Here is a 15,480-nt window from a genome sequence, read left to right as displayed (position 1 = left end):
TGAACACTCGCCAACCCGCACATAAGCAACACGTCTAAAGTAATCACAACAAAGGAATCACGATGCTAAACATTAAGAACCAGCACTTACTCTCTTTTATGGTGACAGAAGCGAACAACGCAGTTGCAGTCACAAACCCAGCAACGGGTGAGCTTATTGGGCATGCACCAATCTCATCTGAGGCAGAGTTAGAGAGCGCTATCGAACGCGCTCATGTTGCGCAGAAAGAGTGGGCAAAAATTCCCGCTAAATCCCGTGCTGCATTGCTAAGTGGTTGGCATCAACTGATCCTTGAAAACAAAGAAGATCTTGCTCGCCTAATGACCATCGAACAAGGTAAGCCGTTAGCAGAAGCGACGGGCGAAGTGGTGTATGGCGCGAGTTTCATTGAGTGGTTCGCCGAAGAAGCCAAGCGCACTTACGGTGACTCCATTCCTAGCACAGTCGCTGGCAAACGCTTAGTAACAATCAAGCAGCCGATTGGGGTCGCGTGTGCCATTACGCCGTGGAACTTTCCGATTGCAATGATCACTCGTAAGGCCGCCCCTGCCCTTGCTGCTGGCTGTAGTTTTATTGTGAAGCCCTCAGACGAGACACCACTGTCTGCGTTTGCTGTGGTTGAGCTGGCATATCAAGCGGGCATTCCTAAAGATCTACTTCAAGTCGTACTCGGTGAAAGCCCAGAGCAAGTGGGTGGTCTTTTCACCTCACACCCACTGATTAAAAAAATCTCTTTTACTGGGTCTACCCGAGTCGGCAGTATCTTGATGGCTCAAGCTGCGAAAAGCATTAAGCGCACTTCAATGGAACTGGGCGGCAACGCACCTTTTATTGTGTTTGACGATGCAGACATCGACGCGGCCGTTCAAGGCGCAATGGCTTCAAAATTCCGTAATGCAGGCCAAACCTGTGTTTGTGCAAACCGTTTCTACGTACACAGTAAAGTACACGATGAGTTTGTGGCTAAATTCGACCAAGCGGTACAGCTGCTTAAAATTGGAAACGGCTTAGATGAGGGTGTAACGGTTGGCCCTGTTATCAATGAAGGTGCTAAGCAAAACATCCAAGGATTGATAAACCGAGCTATTGAACAAGGCGCGACACCTGTGACGCCACTTCAACAACTTGATGGACTCTTCCTTCAACCCGTTGTTCTTAAAGATGTAAAACACAGCATGGACATTGTTCAGCAAGAGATCTTTGGTCCTGTCGCTCCTGTGATGCGATTCGAGACAGACGAAGAGCTTATTGAGATGGCAAATGACACCATTTATGGATTAGCGTCGTACTTCTACAGTCAGAACATTCATCGAGTATGGAACATAGCAGAGGCACTTGAGTACGGTATGGTCGGCATTAATGACGGTATGATCTCGACTGAAGTCGCCCCTTTCGGTGGTGTTAAGCAATCAGGTATTGGCCGTGAAGGCGCAAAGGAAGGCATCGATGAGTATATGGATATTAAGTATCTTTGCTTTGGTTGAAAATAGGGTTGGTAGTCACTAAGTTTCCTCACTGACTCAGCTATTCTCTTTCTATAACCCCTCAAAAAAAAGCCGCGCTATAAAGCGCGGCACCTTGGGCTCGGTTTAAATGGGTGTTTCTTTTCTTAGTGGTTTTATTATTTAGTGACGTTGTTATTTAGCTACTCCGTAACACAGTTACGTTACTTTGCTATTTTGTTCTGTGGCCTATTTAGCAACCTTGTTTTATGCAAGTGCTTTTAACTTCAATCGCATCGCATGTAGCACTGGCTCTGTGTAACCACTTGGTTGGGCGCAACCTTCGAATACCAACTGACAAGCTGCTGAAAATGCAATGCTGTTTTCAAAGTTAGGAGCCATATTACGGTAGCTAGGGTCGCCAGCGTTTTGCTCATCAACCACTGCTGCCATGCGCTTCATAGTTTTCATTACTTGGGCTTCATCGCAAATACCGTGACGTAGCCAGTTAGCGATGTGTTGGCTTGAAATACGCAGTGTTGCGCGATCTTCCATCAAACCTACATCGTTAATATCAGGTACTTTAGAGCATCCTACGCCTTGGTCAATCCAACGAACCACGTAACCTAGAATACCTTGCGTGTTGTTATCCAATTCGTTTTGGATATCTTGAGCTGTTAGCTTTTGATTACCTAATAGCGGAATAGTAAGGATATCGTCTACATTGGCTCTCACTCGCTCACGAAGCTCTTTCTGGCGGCTTGGTACACTCACTTTGTGATAGTGCAGAGCATGCAAAGTCGCAGCAGTTGGAGAAGGTACCCAAGCCGTATTCGCGCCAGCTTGTGGGTGTCCGATTTTCGCGTCCATCATCTTCGCCATATTATCTGGCTCTGGCCACATACCTTTACCGATTTGAGCTTTACCTTGCAGGCCACAAGCTAGGCCAAGATCAACGTTTTGATCTTCGTATGCGCCAATCCAAGTCATGGTTTTCAGCTGTGTTTTAGGCGCAAATGGCCCAGCTTCCATACTCGTGTGAATCTCATCACCCGTTCGGTCTAAGAAACCGGTATTAATGAACACAACACGATCTTTAGCCGCACGAATACATTCTTTCAGGTTGACCGAAGTACGACGCTCTTCATCCATAATGCCAACTTTGATGGTGTAGCGGTCTAAACCTAAAGCATCTTCAATGCGACCAAACAACTCATTGGTAAACGCCACTTCTTCAGGGCCATGCATCTTAGGTTTTACAATGTTGATACTGTTTGCGGTCGAGTTTTGGTAAGCGCTATTGCCTTTTAAATCATGTATCGCGATTAGCGAGGTGATCATACCATCCATAATGCCTTCAGGTACTTCATTACCTTCGGCGTCAATGATCGCAGGGTTGGTCATTAGGTGACCCACGTTACGTATAAATAACATGCTGCGGCCTTTGAGCGAGATCTCACCGCCAGTGACACTGGTGTATTGGCGATCTGGATTCAAACTACGAACGATGGTTTTGCCGTTTTTCTCTAGCGACTCTTTCAGGTCACCTTTCATCAAACCTAACCAGTTGCTATAGGCAAGCGCTTTATCTTCACCATCAACCGCAGCAACCGAGTCTTCACAATCCATAATGGTCGTCAAGGCAGCTTCGACTAATACATCTTTAATACCAGCAACATCAACGCTACCAATCGGTGCGCTCGGGTCAATTTGAATTTCGATATGCAGATTATTGTGTTTAAGCAGAATGCACGAAGGGGAACTTGCGTCGCCTTGATAGCCAATGAACTGGTCGCTATCAATTAGAGTGACTTCCTCACCGTTATCCAGTGTCGCTATCAGCTTATTACCGATACTAGCGTTACTGATGCTGTATTTGGTTACGTCTTTATGAGAAACGCCATTTAGTGGCGCAGCATCATCAAGGAACTCACGAGCATAAGTCACGACTTTAGCGCCACGCACAGGGTTAAAGCTTCCACCTTTTTCCGCGCCGTCACTTTCGCTGATCACATCGGTGCCGTAGAGCGCATCATATAAGCTGCCCCAACGCGCGTTGGCTGCGTTAAGTGCAAAACGTGCGTTCATAATTGGCACTACAAGCTGTGGCCCTGCCTGGGTGGCGATTTCTGGTTCGACATTCGCTGTTGTCACTTGAAAATCATCGCCTTCAGGGACTAGGTAGCCAATCTGTTGTAAGAACTGTTTGTACTCTGCCGCATCTAGCGTTTGTCCAGCACGCTCTTGGTGCCAAACATCAATTTGGTGTTGAAGGTCTTCACGCTTAATAAGCAACGCGCGGTTTTTTGGAGCCAAGTCAGCAAGGATGGCTGCAAAAGATTGCCAAAAGTCCTCGGCGATAATGCCCGTTCCAGGAATGATCTGCTCATTAATTAATTGGTAGAGGGTGCTATCAATGTTCAAGCTTCCCTGTTGAATACGACTGCTCATAAAATCTCTCTCAAATTAACTGATGACTACTCAATAGATTTACGTAACTGGCTTAAGTTTACTTTACTAGCTCACATTTATGTTACTAACTTAAACTTACTTAACGGACATGAATTTAGCTAATTTATGCCACTTATACCGGATATTCATAAAAAAAATACCCTACAAGCTGTGTTATCCCGTCACTCCACTCTCTATCTCGTTGGCAACACTTTTAATTAAGCGGCGCATCCATTGGTGGTCGGGATTGGTTTGTAATAATGGACTCCACGCCATTTTTACCTCAAAGGGCTCAATCGCAAATGGCGCAGGTTTGATCAACAACCTAGGATTATTGCGCTGCAATTGTGCAGCTTTGGTTGGAATGGTAAGAATCAAATTTTTCTGTTGAGCGAACAAAATCGCCGACAAGTAGTGTCGAGTAAACACCGTAATATTTCGTGTTTTACCAATACGCATTAGTGCTTCATCTATCCAACCCAGCTTTTGTGCTTCACTCGGATTGATCCCGACTCCGGTTCCCATTCCGGTTTTACTCACCCAAATATGTTGTGCCTTTAAATAAGACAAAATATCAAAGTTGTCGGCTATTGGATTGTCACAGCTAAATAAGCAAGAAAACCCGTCGTGCCAAAGGCTCATCTGGTGAAACGACTGTGGAATATCGTCAAAACGATTGATAATAATATCAACAGTTCCTTGCTCTACATCCTGATAACTCACGTCACTTGGCGTCATGATATCCAGTCGTATTTTCGGCGCGATCTCACTCAACTTTTTTAGCAATGGTTGAATGATGGTCGATTCAGCATAATCACTCGCCATAATACGAAACACACGTTCACTGTCTTCCGCACTAAACTCAGTGGTCGGTTGTAGCGTCTTCTCTACATTGGCCAGTATGTTGCGAATCAGCGGCTGTAATTTGTGCGCTCGCTCGGTAGGAACCATTCCTTCACTTGTTCTCACCAGCAGTGGGTCTTCAAATAAATCCCTCAGTCGGCGCAGTCCATTACTCATGGCTGGTTGAGTAATTCCTAGCTGATTTGCCGCACGAGTTACGTTTCTTTCACGTAACAACATGTCTAAATACACAAGTAAATTAAGGTCTATACGAGCAATATTCATAAGAAAAATACCGAATATAATAACTATAAATTAACAAAATTATCACATGCATGGTTATTCTTTGTCCATAGCAAAGTTTTAATCCAAGCCAATTTGGCTACCATACCCCACGTGAAACTAAGGAATAGTTATGTCGCAAATTACACAAGATATCGAAATGATAGAAGTTGCAAAAAGCGCTGCAGGTGCACCATGGGATGCAATTAACCCTGAATCTGCTGCTCGTATGCGAGCTCAAAACAAATTCAAAACAGGTCTGGATATCGCGCAATACACGGCAGATATCATGCGTGCGGATATGGCGGCTTACGACGAAGACAGCTCTCAATACACTCAGTCTTTGGGTTGCTGGCATGGTTTCATCGGCCAACAGAAGCTGATCTCTATTAAGAAGCACTTTGATGGCAAGACAGACCGTCGTTACCTATACCTTTCAGGTTGGATGGTAGCAGCACTTCGCTCTGACTTCGGTCCACTTCCTGACCAATCAATGCATGAGAAAACGTCGGTTGCAGGTCTAGTAGAAGAGCTATATACCTTCCTACGCCAAGCTGATGCACGTGAGTTAGGCGGGTTATTCCGTCAACTAGACGCAGCACGTGAAGCCGGCGATGTTAATCAACAGGATCTTATCCAAGACAAAATCGACAACCACGTGACACACGTAGTACCAATCATTGCCGATATCGATGCTGGTTTCGGTAACGCAGAAGCGACTTACCTAATGGCTAAGCAGATGATTGAAGCTGGTGCATGTTGTCTACAAATCGAAAACCAAGTAGCCGATGAGAAACAATGTGGTCACCAAGACGGTAAAGTAACGGTTCCACACGCTGACTTCCACGCAAAACTTCGCGCACTTCGTTACGCATTCCTTGAGCTAGGTATCGACAACGGCATCATTGTTGCTCGTACCGATTCACAAGGCGCTGGTCTGACAAAAGAAATCGCAGTAGTGAAAGAGCCAGGCGACCAAGGCGATATCTACAACTCATATCTAGATGTTGAAGAGATCGATGTTGCAGATATGGCTGAAGGTGATGTTTGCTTTAACCGCGACGGCAAGCTAGTTCGTCCTAAGCGTCTACCATCTGGCTTGTACCAATTCCGTGAAGGTACTGGTGAAGACCGCTGTGTATTTGATTGTATTGAAGCAATCAACGCGGGTGCTGACCTACTTTGGATTGAGACAGAGAAACCACACATAGGTCAAATCAAAGAGATGATGGATGGCGTACGTGAAGTGCATCCTAACGCTAAACTGGTATACAACAACTCACCATCATTCAACTGGACGTTAAACTTCCGTCAGCAAGCGTACGATGCAATGGTAGCAGCAGGTAAAGATGTATCAGCTTACGACCGTGCAAACCTGATGAGTGCGGAATACGACGAAACGGAACTGTCTGCAAGCGCTGACGAGAAGATTCGTACATTCCAAGCGGACGCATCTCGCGAAGCGGGTATCTTCCATCACTTGATTACTCTGCCGACTTACCACACAGCTGCACTGTCTACCGACAACCTTGCAAAAGAGTACTTCGGTGACCAAGGCATGTTGGGCTACGTTGCAAATGTTCAGCGTAAAGAGATTCGCCAAGGTATCGCATGTGTTAAGCACCAAAATATGTCTGGTTCAGATATGGGCGATGACCACAAAGAATACTTTGCTGGTGAAAATGCATTGAAAGCAGCAGGTGAAGCGAATACATCAAATCAGTTTGATTAATCGCTAACCGTTTTCCCCAATAAAATCTCCTCCTTCCCCATTCCCTGTTAGGTTTTCGGAGGGAGGAGGTTTTGAAATGAAGATTGTATTTATTATAAGCTTCATCTCAAAGCCTCAGATTTGTGTTCCACACCACGGTTAACTGAACAACTTCTGTTTAAGCTAATTACATTCCCGTTCGTTGACTTTCCTATTTATTGAGAGTGCCTATGACTTCAATTCCTACACACTTACAAGATGTAAAAACACTGCTATCAGAAAATGGTTTCGCGACGGGGGATACTTGGTATCACGGTACATCTTCAGCCTTACTTGCTTCAATCCAAGGTCAAGGGCTAAAACGCTCTGGCGATAAATCACTCACCGAAGCCGCCTTAAAAACCATGGCGACTATTGGAAACGACTACACAGAATCCGTTCAACCTATCTTTCTTACTCAGAGTAAAGAACTCGCGTATTACTGGGCTCAGCAAACGGTTCGAGAACGCACAGTTCGTTTTGCAGGCACAGAACTCCCTGTCGTTTTAGCAGTGAACCTACCAGAAAAACAACGTCAAAAAGTAAGGCCTGACGTTGGTGCAATGAGCCTACTAATGATGAGTGCTGGAGAGCAGTTCATGGAACACTTGGCTCAGATCTATCAAGAGAACAACATTGAAGGCCCAAACATAGAACTACGTAATGCCGATCGTATGGACTACCTCAACAAACTTGGGATGGCATACATTGATGAAGACATAAGTCGCGCTTGCGTGAAAGAGTTATCGGAACCCGAACTGGCTAACTAATATAGCTAGCTAATAACAGCTAACTATTAACTACTAGCTAGTTAATAACGTTTAAACCGCTCCTACTGACATTAAAAATGGCTCAGTTGAGAGCCATTTTTTTAACCACTTGTTGAGCTGTGCAACCCAACTTAACAGCCGAATTTGTTAAACTTGTTTATTGGCACAAACGGCCTTGTTGCGCGACTTCCATCATCTCGATATCACCTTGTAACGAACGATAGACGATAGTATTCCATACCTCACCATTATCCATTTCAAACTCAATAGCATAGTTCAAGCCAGCAACGACCTGAGTACGAACACTCAGAATTTGTTTGAGCTCAGCTGCAGTGTTCATTTGACCAAGAACTGCGTCTAAAGCTTGCTCTGCCTGAGGCGTGATATCACTTTTCGACCAACCACCGGTAAGGTTTTGAGTGCTACAGATTGGATTCGTATTCTCTTGTGATTGGTTCATAGCTTCTCCCTTCTGACTGCACCCAGCCAAAACCACAACGCCTACCAAAGTAACCAGTAATGTTTTTTTCATAAACCCTCTCTAATAGGTCAAGCCTCTAGTAACAAGCAATTACTCGCAACAATGTTTCATATGCTGTCAAGATTAAACCTCAAATGTCATCACTTCATCAGAAATTACGGTGTACCAAACCCATAATCACAGAGCAGTGTCAAAAAACAAAGCCGGACATTTATGCCCGACTTTTTGTTCTGCTATTGAGCTTATATTTAGACCAATTAGGTAGGGGGACGTTTTCGTCATTTCTAGTTGGGCTGATGCCCTTTTATTAATACTATTGACTTAATACGTCTTATTGGTGCTCTCTACTTAGTGAACGTACACCAACATCTCAACATCATCCCCTTCTAAGTTTGCGCTGAGTAAGAAATGCAAATAACCCGCCTCGCTCACCGGAATTTGCAGATATTCATTACTACCTGTGTAGTTCGACGTATACTCGTGTTTCCCTGCGGTTGGCCAATATGAGCGACTAGCAAACAGATCGACATTACCGGTATCTGATTGAGTCGCTTTTTTATCCGTTAACCACACTCGCACCTCCTGCACACCTTCAGGAACATACACCGCAGCATAGCGGCGTTGATGAACAGTAAGTATTTGTGGCTGACCTGATTCGAAGATTATTGGTGTTAAATCATCTTGTTCTTGGACTGGTGGTGGTAGCGTTTCTGTTTCTAACGATGCCAACAGTTTCACGTCATTGAAATCGGTGCGCCCTGCGATACTCATATAGTAACGACCTGTTTGGATGTAACCCGACGCTTCTGGCTCAAACGTCACAACTTCATTACTGCCGTTACCGTATTGGCTGAACTCGAAATCATAATAATGCGCCTCTTTGTTGTAACTCATATAAAGGTCTGCATCACTTTGACCCAGAGCACTACCTTCAATCGAAACCTCAAAATGCGTGGTGTTCTCTGGTACATCGACGTAGAACAACTGCTCACTGTACGCCTCGCCGTTCAACACCACACCTTGGTTTGCTGCAAGCACTATGGCTTGGTCTGTTGGATTTGTAGGATCAGTCGGCTTTGTTGGTTCACTTGAAACAGTGTCTAGCCAACGCTCAAACTCACCATTGTATTGCAGCCCAAGCACTTTCACTTGTTGTGCCCATTCTGAAAATTTGCCAGCACGAGACAGTGCCAATAAGCTTTGTACCTCTTGAGGATGTTCTTCTATCATAAAGCGCACCGCCAAGTAGCCCCATCGGTAGATACGGTTAGAATCATGGGAGTAAGTGGTAGCAAGCACATCCGACAAACTCATCTTCCCGCTACTAATCAAACCAACAGCGGCATCGTAACCTTGCTTGTAATGCATGAACTCAGCAAAACCTTCTAGCCACCACACAACGTAACCATGTGCCAAGTTGTCGTTAAACGACCCGTATTGGTTAAAACGCGCATCGAGATAGTGAGTGTACTCATGCTCCAAATTGAGAATTGAAAGGTCATCGCCGTTAGCGTAACGGTAAGCTACAAAGCGAGCGACGTTACCCACTTCTGATGGGTTTCCTTCTAAGTACTGACCACCGTTGTCTGTGGTGTTTCCAAACAAGAATGCAGAGTAATCAGTGTAGCTACCTTTACTGCCAAACACCGCGACTTCAACTCGCTCGTTATTATCGTCGGCGACATGTTGTTGACCTGTGTTCGCTATTTGATGGAAGTCCGCCTCTTTCCCCGCGAGTACATCACAGGCTTCTTGTGATTGTGCTTGCGTTAAATCTTGAGAACGAATAATCGCAGGTCCTTGGCACTCATGACGATTGGGAAGTACACGCATTGCTAAATCACGCTTTGCTTGCTCTAAATCCAATCCATTCAAGCCGTCTGGCGCATAATACCCCATCATCTCAACCGCCGCTAACCAAAGCTTGTCATGCTCACTACCAAGTGGGTTTTGTACCATCACTTGCTGCATAAAACGCAGCGCTTTGTCTTTCGTTGATTTATCTGGGCTTGCTAGCAAACGACCGGTTTCACGCACGGCGTTATAAACAAGGAAGCTCGCATCAGTATCTAAAGCCCACGTGTTATCACGGGCGAATACCGCCAACGTATCGATGTGCTGGGTATGGCTCGCCATGTAATCGTAGAAGTCATCTCTAGCTGCGTGCCCTGCCATTGCTCGAAACAGGTTGTTTAACCCGTCGACCCATTGTGAGTCTTGCGCCGTTTCTTGATTAAAGTGACGTAATGCCGCAAGTTGCGCATCCATTGTTAGTGGCAATTGCTTAACGTTATCGACCATTAACGTCAGGCTCTTCATTGCCCCGACTTGTTCGCGACCTTGGTCTAATGCATTTGTATTCGCAAGAAAAGCATTGGTCGATTGAGCAAAACGTTGACTCAAGGCTTTAGAGAAATCTTCAGCTTGCGCGTTATAGCGAACGTAATAAGCGGCACGAACAAACTCACCAAGGTTTTCGATTTTACGGGCTTGTTGTACTTCCCCTCGATAGCCGGCAACTTCCAAGCTCAGCGCGATTTGAATGCGGCTAAGACTCGCTTCACTATAAATATTATTTAATGCATTTTCCGGTGCAGAGAACCAAGATCCATAGCACCTATTATTTGCAGCAGAGACAGAAAGAGCAAGATCAGCGACCTGTTGAAGATCAATGACATCACATTGATGTTCGGCAAAAGAGAAGCTGGAAACACTGGCAAGGATGCAAGCGATCGCCAAACGATGACGCGGGAATAAACGGGTATGAGACATACTACACTCATTAGTTAATTATATATTTTGGCTCGCCGTTATATTCCTTGCGATTATCAATGTGAATATAGTTGCTTATGATTTATGAGATTGGTTCAAAAAATAGATATTTTTCATAATTTTATAAATTTAAAAGCTTATGCTCACCTGATTAGATCATATTAAAACTACAACTAACACATACAAACTGTTGATAGTAAGACAGTTTATTTTCATGTTAATTAGATCAGATATGATAAAGCTATATTGTTAAGGACGAGCACAAGTAGTAAACTTGCGCCCAATTGTGCAACATGTTTTATACAGTGCGAGCACAGGTAAAGTCACTATTACCCTGTTAGTGGCGTACCACATATCAATACTAAAATTAGTGCTCGTAAATCATGACTCGTGCAGACCAAATAATAACTATTATATAAACCTAGGCTAAGTTAACTCCATGAAATTAAAGTTGTCTTTAGACTCACTGTTGGCTAGCAGTCTGCCTATCGAAAAGAAACAGCGAACGCTGATCGAGATCATGCTCAACGCCTATCTGCCTCAAGAACGTACTGTGCTTTTCCAAACCATTACAGACTATCGCAGGAGCCAATTAGAATCGCTCTTCCCTAAACATCAAAACAAAAGCTTATCTGTATTATTTGAATTGATGAGCTACCGCGATCTCCTACAACGATATCCAAACACTTTGTCGATAGAAATGGCTTCGCTGGAAGCCATCGTTGGCCAGTGTTATAAGCATTGGTTAGATTTTTGGTGTGAATGTGAAATTGCCTGGATAAAAGCAAAGGCACCCATCGATGTGAACGAGACACTTCATGTAGAACTACCTATCAAAGACAGTGCTTATTACGGTGCAATTATTGAACAGATAGAAGCTTCTTCACTTGTGGTACAAATACCCAGCCACCCTCAAGCCATGCCAATCTGTGATGCCATTGCTTTATGCAACCTTGAGGTTTTCATCAAAGGTGAGAAATGGTTTGAAATGTTACCTTTACTGCACCTATCACAAACAGGTAAACACTTTGTCTTACTCAAACATCCAACCGGTGAAGTACACACTACGCTGGTCTCATCTGCCTTAATTCAAGATTGGTCGAAGAATGAAACATGGCTAAGTTACGCGCCACCATTTAGCAATGGACAATGGCAATACTGTTTACCTAAGCAGGGTTACGATGATTTAGCAGGATTACAACTTTTCACACCACCAAAACTGCCGAAATGTCATTCTCTCGTAGAATTTGATAATCACTTCCAGTTACAATTGTCTGACAAAAACGCTGTGTGTGAAGTGTTGCGCTTGACAGTAAGTGGCAATACTCAACAAAAACTCTATTTTCTCTACCTTGCTCAGAAAGAATTGATGAATGCCTTACATCAAATAGAGTACAAAGTCGGCTTCACTATTATCGAGCAACCTTTCATGCTCCAATTTTATCAAGCTACCGATCCCAAAGCGTATTTCCATTCTGGATATTGCGAGTTGAATGACGACGGTACAACCATTTATCGTGGGTTCTGGAATTTCGAAGTGATGACCAAAGTATTCAATAACACCGATTTTCGTCGCTACAAGCGCACAGTGCGGGACAATAGAAAGCTCAGTTCTATAGAAAAAGTAAGCTCAGTAGATAAATCCAGTTCAGTAAAAAGAGATGAACATGTTTGATTTCGGCCTAGAGGCGATCGCTTATGCCAAAGCAATAACGCTCCTAATGACGGCAGCAATCGTCGTAATGTGGTTGCTCTACTATTGCTATCGCCTTAAACAAAAAAGAGAAGTAATCGCAGGCACGCATCATGTACCTTACATTGCTTATTCCGTCTGCATCATTGCTTGGATTGGTAGCAATGCTTATTTCCATACTGAGTTGTTACCGGAACTTGGCGCTTCGGCCGCTGTGTTTGCGGCAAAATTTGCCAACCTTGCATCTTTCTTTGCGTTTGCCTTCGCCTACTACTTCTCGTGTCAGCTCGCAGCCGAGCAACGCAATGGCAAAGTACACTTATGGCAACAAGCCATTTTCGTCAGCTCATCTGTCTATTCCCTGTTTATTAATTTAAGTCCAGGATTAACCGTTGAACACGTCGATATTACCGGCCCAAGCCAATTCGTTATTGAGTTTGGTCCTCATACGCCATACTTCTTTATCGGACTGGTGAGCTTTGTTGTCCTAACCTTAACCAACCTTGTCGCTATGCGAACCAATAGCAGCAAACTCATACTCGCCAAGACAAATTACATGATTGCGGGCATCTTAGTTTTCATGCTTTCAACTGCGACCATTCACCTTGGCATGACCTACTTCATGCGTGATTTCTCACTGACCTGGCTACCACCTGCTTTATCGATTAGTGAGATGATGTTCGTTGGTTATGCCCTGCTTACTTCACGCTTTTACAGTGTGAAATACCTCGCTTATATGAGTCTCAACGCGCTGTTAGTCTGCGCGATTCTAGTGATACCTTTCGGTGCAATCTTCATCCCACTGACCGATGACAATCAGTGGCTAGTAGCCATTCCTATCTGTGCGCTGATAGGCATTACTTGGCATGTACTCTACAAACGCGTGAGCCACTACGCCTCCCTCTTGGTTTACAGAAACAAGAAAACGCCAGTACAACAAATCCTTGCTTTGGAAGACGATTTCAAACTTTCGATTGATGATGCGATGCGTCGTTTAGGTAACCTGCTGCAGATACCAGAAGACAAACTGCGCCTCGTCAATAGCAACTACAACGAGACTTTTTACGAAGAGTACCTTTCAACCAATAAGTCCGTATTGTTATTCGATGAACTTTCTGAAGAACTCGATTACTCAGAGCCTACGAAAAGCTCTATCAAGGCGCTTTATGACAAAATGAGCTCGAATAACACCGCCTTGGTTATGCCTCTATTCGGCAAAGGCCAGTCTGTTTCGCACTTATTGATATCGTCACACAAGAATAACGACCAGATGTTCTCTAATGAAGAGATCCTAGCACTGCAAACCTTATTAACTCGTGTGCAAAGTACCATCGAAGCCGATCGTCGTATTCGCCAAAGCCGAGCACTAGCTAACTCGATTGCTCATGAAATGCGTAATCCTCTCGCTCAAGTACAATTACATTTTGAAGTGCTAAAGCAGCATATTGATAACCAAGCACCGGCTAAACAGATATTACTCGATATCGAGAATGGCCAAGCGGCTATTCAGCGTGGGCGTCAGCTGATTGATATCATCTTACGCGAAGTCAGTGACAGTTCTCCGGAGCACGGTCCCGTTACCATGACCTCTATTCACAAAGCGGTGGATCAGGCGGTAAGCCAATACGGTTTCGAGAATGAGAAGATTATTGAGCGAATTCGTTTACCACAACATGCTGATTTTGTAGTAAAACTCAATGAAACCTTGTTCAATTTTGTCATTTTCAACCTGATACGGAATGCGATCTATTACTTTGATTCTTATCCAGAAAGCCAAATAGAGATCAGCACTAAAGCCGGGTCATACGAGAACGTTCTGATCTTCCGAGATACAGGCCCGGGCATTGACGAAACCATAGCTCACAAGATCTTTGATGACTTCTTCTCTTATCAAAAAAGTGGAGGTAGTGGACTAGGATTAGGTTATTGCCAACGCGTGATGCGTTCATTTGGCGGCAAAGTTGAATGCCACTCTAAACTTGGTGAGTTTACAGAATTCCACCTTTACTTCCCTGTGGTGCCAAATGCACCCAAAGCAGATGCGCTTCGTACGCCTTACTTCAATGATTGGAAAAGTAATCAAACCGCAACTGAAAACAAAACCAACGCCAAGGTTAAGCCAGATAACCAAGCGGAAACGCAACATTCAGAACCAACAAGTACAGTAACCCCAGAAAACCATTTGGCTCCAACCGTGCTTATCGTCGATGATAAAGAAGTACAACGCACGCTTGTTCAGATGTACCTGAGTCGACTTGGTGTAAATAGCTTACAAGCCAAAAACGGTGAGAACGCCGTTGAGCTGTTCAAAACACACAAGGTCGATTTGATCTTAATGGACGTACAAATGCCGATAATGAATGGTTTTGACGCAAGCCAAATCATCAAGGCACGCTCTCCTCAAACGCCAATCATTGCTTTGTCCGGCGAATCAGGACAGAACGAGTTAGATATGATCAGCCAGTTGATGGATGGTCGCCTAGAGAAACCAACCTCTTTGAATGCACTGCAACACGTGCTCGATAACTGGCTTGATAAAGGCTGGGCGTCAAATGCTTCCAAAGAAGCCGAAGGTGAAGAGTAGATGGCTAATGACTAATGGCTAACAAGTTAATCAACGACTGATAAAAAAATCCCCTCAAGAAAGGTTCTTGAGGGGATTTTTATTTGGGGATATTTCAGGAATTAGAAGAAATACTAAAGCTCTTTAATCTCGATCTGACGCAGCGTTTCCATGTACTCCAAAGTTTCATCCACATCGACTGGCTCATATAAGTGCAACACTCCCGCCCAGCCTTCAGACACTTCAAAATCATAAGCTTCACCTGAGCCACAGTTAAATGTCACTGACACCGTGCCATCACCGTTATCACGCATGGACTCGCCCGACGCATAGAAATGCTCAGAATCAATCCAACCGTCCGCACCATAGGTTGTCAAAGAGTAATAACCACCACGCCCTACAAAGTCCAAGTTTGGTGTTGGAATCCTCCATT

At 44.4% G+C, this 15,480-nt stretch carries 10 protein-coding genes; 5 read left to right on the top strand and 5 right to left on the bottom strand.

The features are described from left to right. The first annotated feature begins 62 nt into the window (after positions 1 to 62). Entirely contained in the window at positions 63 to 1,484 is a 1,422-nt protein-coding gene (locus ACFI6G_RS05305) for an NAD-dependent succinate-semialdehyde dehydrogenase (RefSeq protein ID WP_016792247.1), read from the top strand. 225 nt (positions 1,485 to 1,709) lie between these two features. On the opposite strand, the gene ACFI6G_RS05300 is transcribed toward ACFI6G_RS05305, so the two are convergent. Beyond that, complete coding sequence (locus ACFI6G_RS05300; protein ID WP_016767891.1) at positions 1,710 to 3,893, bottom strand: malate synthase G; 2,184 nt, start codon at positions 3,891 to 3,893, stop codon at positions 1,710 to 1,712. A gap of 174 nt (positions 3,894 to 4,067) precedes the next feature. Beyond that, positions 4,068 to 5,021: a LysR family transcriptional regulator gene (locus tag ACFI6G_RS05295; protein ID WP_010431332.1), complete on the bottom strand. Its 954-nt coding sequence runs from the start codon at positions 5,019 to 5,021 to the stop codon at positions 4,068 to 4,070. A gap of 130 nt (positions 5,022 to 5,151) precedes the next feature. Here ACFI6G_RS05295 and ACFI6G_RS05290 point away from each other — a divergent pair, with 130 nt between their 5' ends. Both ACFI6G_RS05290 and ACFI6G_RS05285 read left to right on the top strand, forming a co-directional pair. Further along, positions 5,152 to 6,750 carry an isocitrate lyase gene (locus ACFI6G_RS05290; protein WP_016767890.1) on the top strand — a complete coding sequence of 533 codons (1,599 nt, stop codon included), beginning with the start codon at positions 5,152 to 5,154 and terminating at the stop codon, positions 6,748 to 6,750. Between the two features lie 209 nt (positions 6,751 to 6,959). Then, complete coding sequence (locus ACFI6G_RS05285; RefSeq protein WP_016797922.1) at positions 6,960 to 7,538, top strand: hypothetical protein; 579 nt, start codon at positions 6,960 to 6,962, stop codon at positions 7,536 to 7,538. A gap of 157 nt (positions 7,539 to 7,695) precedes the next feature. Here ACFI6G_RS05285 and ACFI6G_RS05280 read toward each other — a convergent pair whose 3' ends face one another. Both ACFI6G_RS05280 and ACFI6G_RS05275 read right to left on the bottom strand, forming a co-directional pair. Beyond that, a complete protein-coding gene (locus ACFI6G_RS05280; protein WP_010431338.1) occupies positions 7,696 to 8,070 on the bottom strand; it encodes a cystatin domain-containing protein in 375 nt (124 codons plus the stop codon). A 297-nt stretch (positions 8,071 to 8,367) separates the two neighbouring features. Next, positions 8,368 to 10,791 carry a M9 family metallopeptidase gene (locus ACFI6G_RS05275; RefSeq protein WP_016797921.1) on the bottom strand — a complete coding sequence of 808 codons (2,424 nt, stop codon included), beginning with the start codon at positions 10,789 to 10,791 and terminating at the stop codon, positions 8,368 to 8,370. Between the two features lie 439 nt (positions 10,792 to 11,230). Here ACFI6G_RS05275 and ACFI6G_RS05270 point away from each other — a divergent pair, with 439 nt between their 5' ends. Together ACFI6G_RS05270 and luxN are read left to right on the top strand one after the other, a co-directional pair. After that, the gene (locus ACFI6G_RS05270) at positions 11,231 to 12,466 is read left to right on the top strand and encodes an acyl-homoserine-lactone synthase (RefSeq protein WP_016797920.1); all 1,236 of its coding nucleotides are present in this window, start codon (positions 11,231 to 11,233) and stop codon (positions 12,464 to 12,466) included. After that, on the top strand, positions 12,459 to 15,068 hold the full coding sequence (gene luxN, locus ACFI6G_RS05265; RefSeq protein WP_010431345.1) for a quorum-sensing autoinducer 1 sensor kinase/phosphatase LuxN: 2,610 nt from the start codon (positions 12,459 to 12,461) through the stop codon (positions 15,066 to 15,068). The genes ACFI6G_RS05270 and luxN overlap by 8 nt, the downstream gene beginning before the upstream one ends. A gap of 113 nt (positions 15,069 to 15,181) precedes the next feature. On the opposite strand, the gene ACFI6G_RS05260 is transcribed toward luxN, so the two are convergent. Continuing rightward, complete coding sequence (locus ACFI6G_RS05260) at positions 15,182 to 15,457, bottom strand: hypothetical protein (protein WP_010431347.1); 276 nt, start codon at positions 15,455 to 15,457, stop codon at positions 15,182 to 15,184. Positions 15,458 to 15,480 lie beyond the last annotated feature (23 nt).

The organism is Vibrio sp. PSi01, from assembly GCF_054960695.1.
This window is presented reverse-complemented; position numbering and strand designations above follow the sequence as displayed.

What these genes read in the sequence shown, in the direction of transcription:
- ACFI6G_RS05305 (WP_016792247.1), top strand. Translation starts at nt 63, where the DNA reads ATGCTAAACATTAAGAACCAGCACTTACTCTCTTTTATGGTGACAGAA.
- ACFI6G_RS05300 (WP_016767891.1), bottom strand. Translation starts at nt 3,893, where the DNA reads ATGAGCAGTCGTATTCAACAGGGAAGCTTGAACATTGATAGCACCCTC.
- ACFI6G_RS05295 (WP_010431332.1), bottom strand. Translation starts at nt 5,021, where the DNA reads ATGAATATTGCTCGTATAGACCTTAATTTACTTGTGTATTTAGACATG.
- ACFI6G_RS05290 (WP_016767890.1), top strand. Translation starts at nt 5,152, where the DNA reads ATGTCGCAAATTACACAAGATATCGAAATGATAGAAGTTGCAAAAAGC.
- ACFI6G_RS05285 (WP_016797922.1), top strand. Translation starts at nt 6,960, where the DNA reads ATGACTTCAATTCCTACACACTTACAAGATGTAAAAACACTGCTATCA.
- ACFI6G_RS05280 (WP_010431338.1), bottom strand. Translation starts at nt 8,070, where the DNA reads ATGAAAAAAACATTACTGGTTACTTTGGTAGGCGTTGTGGTTTTGGCT.
- ACFI6G_RS05275 (WP_016797921.1), bottom strand. Translation starts at nt 10,791, where the DNA reads ATGTCTCATACCCGTTTATTCCCGCGTCATCGTTTGGCGATCGCTTGC.
- ACFI6G_RS05270 (WP_016797920.1), top strand. Translation starts at nt 11,231, where the DNA reads ATGAAATTAAAGTTGTCTTTAGACTCACTGTTGGCTAGCAGTCTGCCT.
- luxN (WP_010431345.1), top strand. Translation starts at nt 12,459, where the DNA reads ATGTTTGATTTCGGCCTAGAGGCGATCGCTTATGCCAAAGCAATAACG.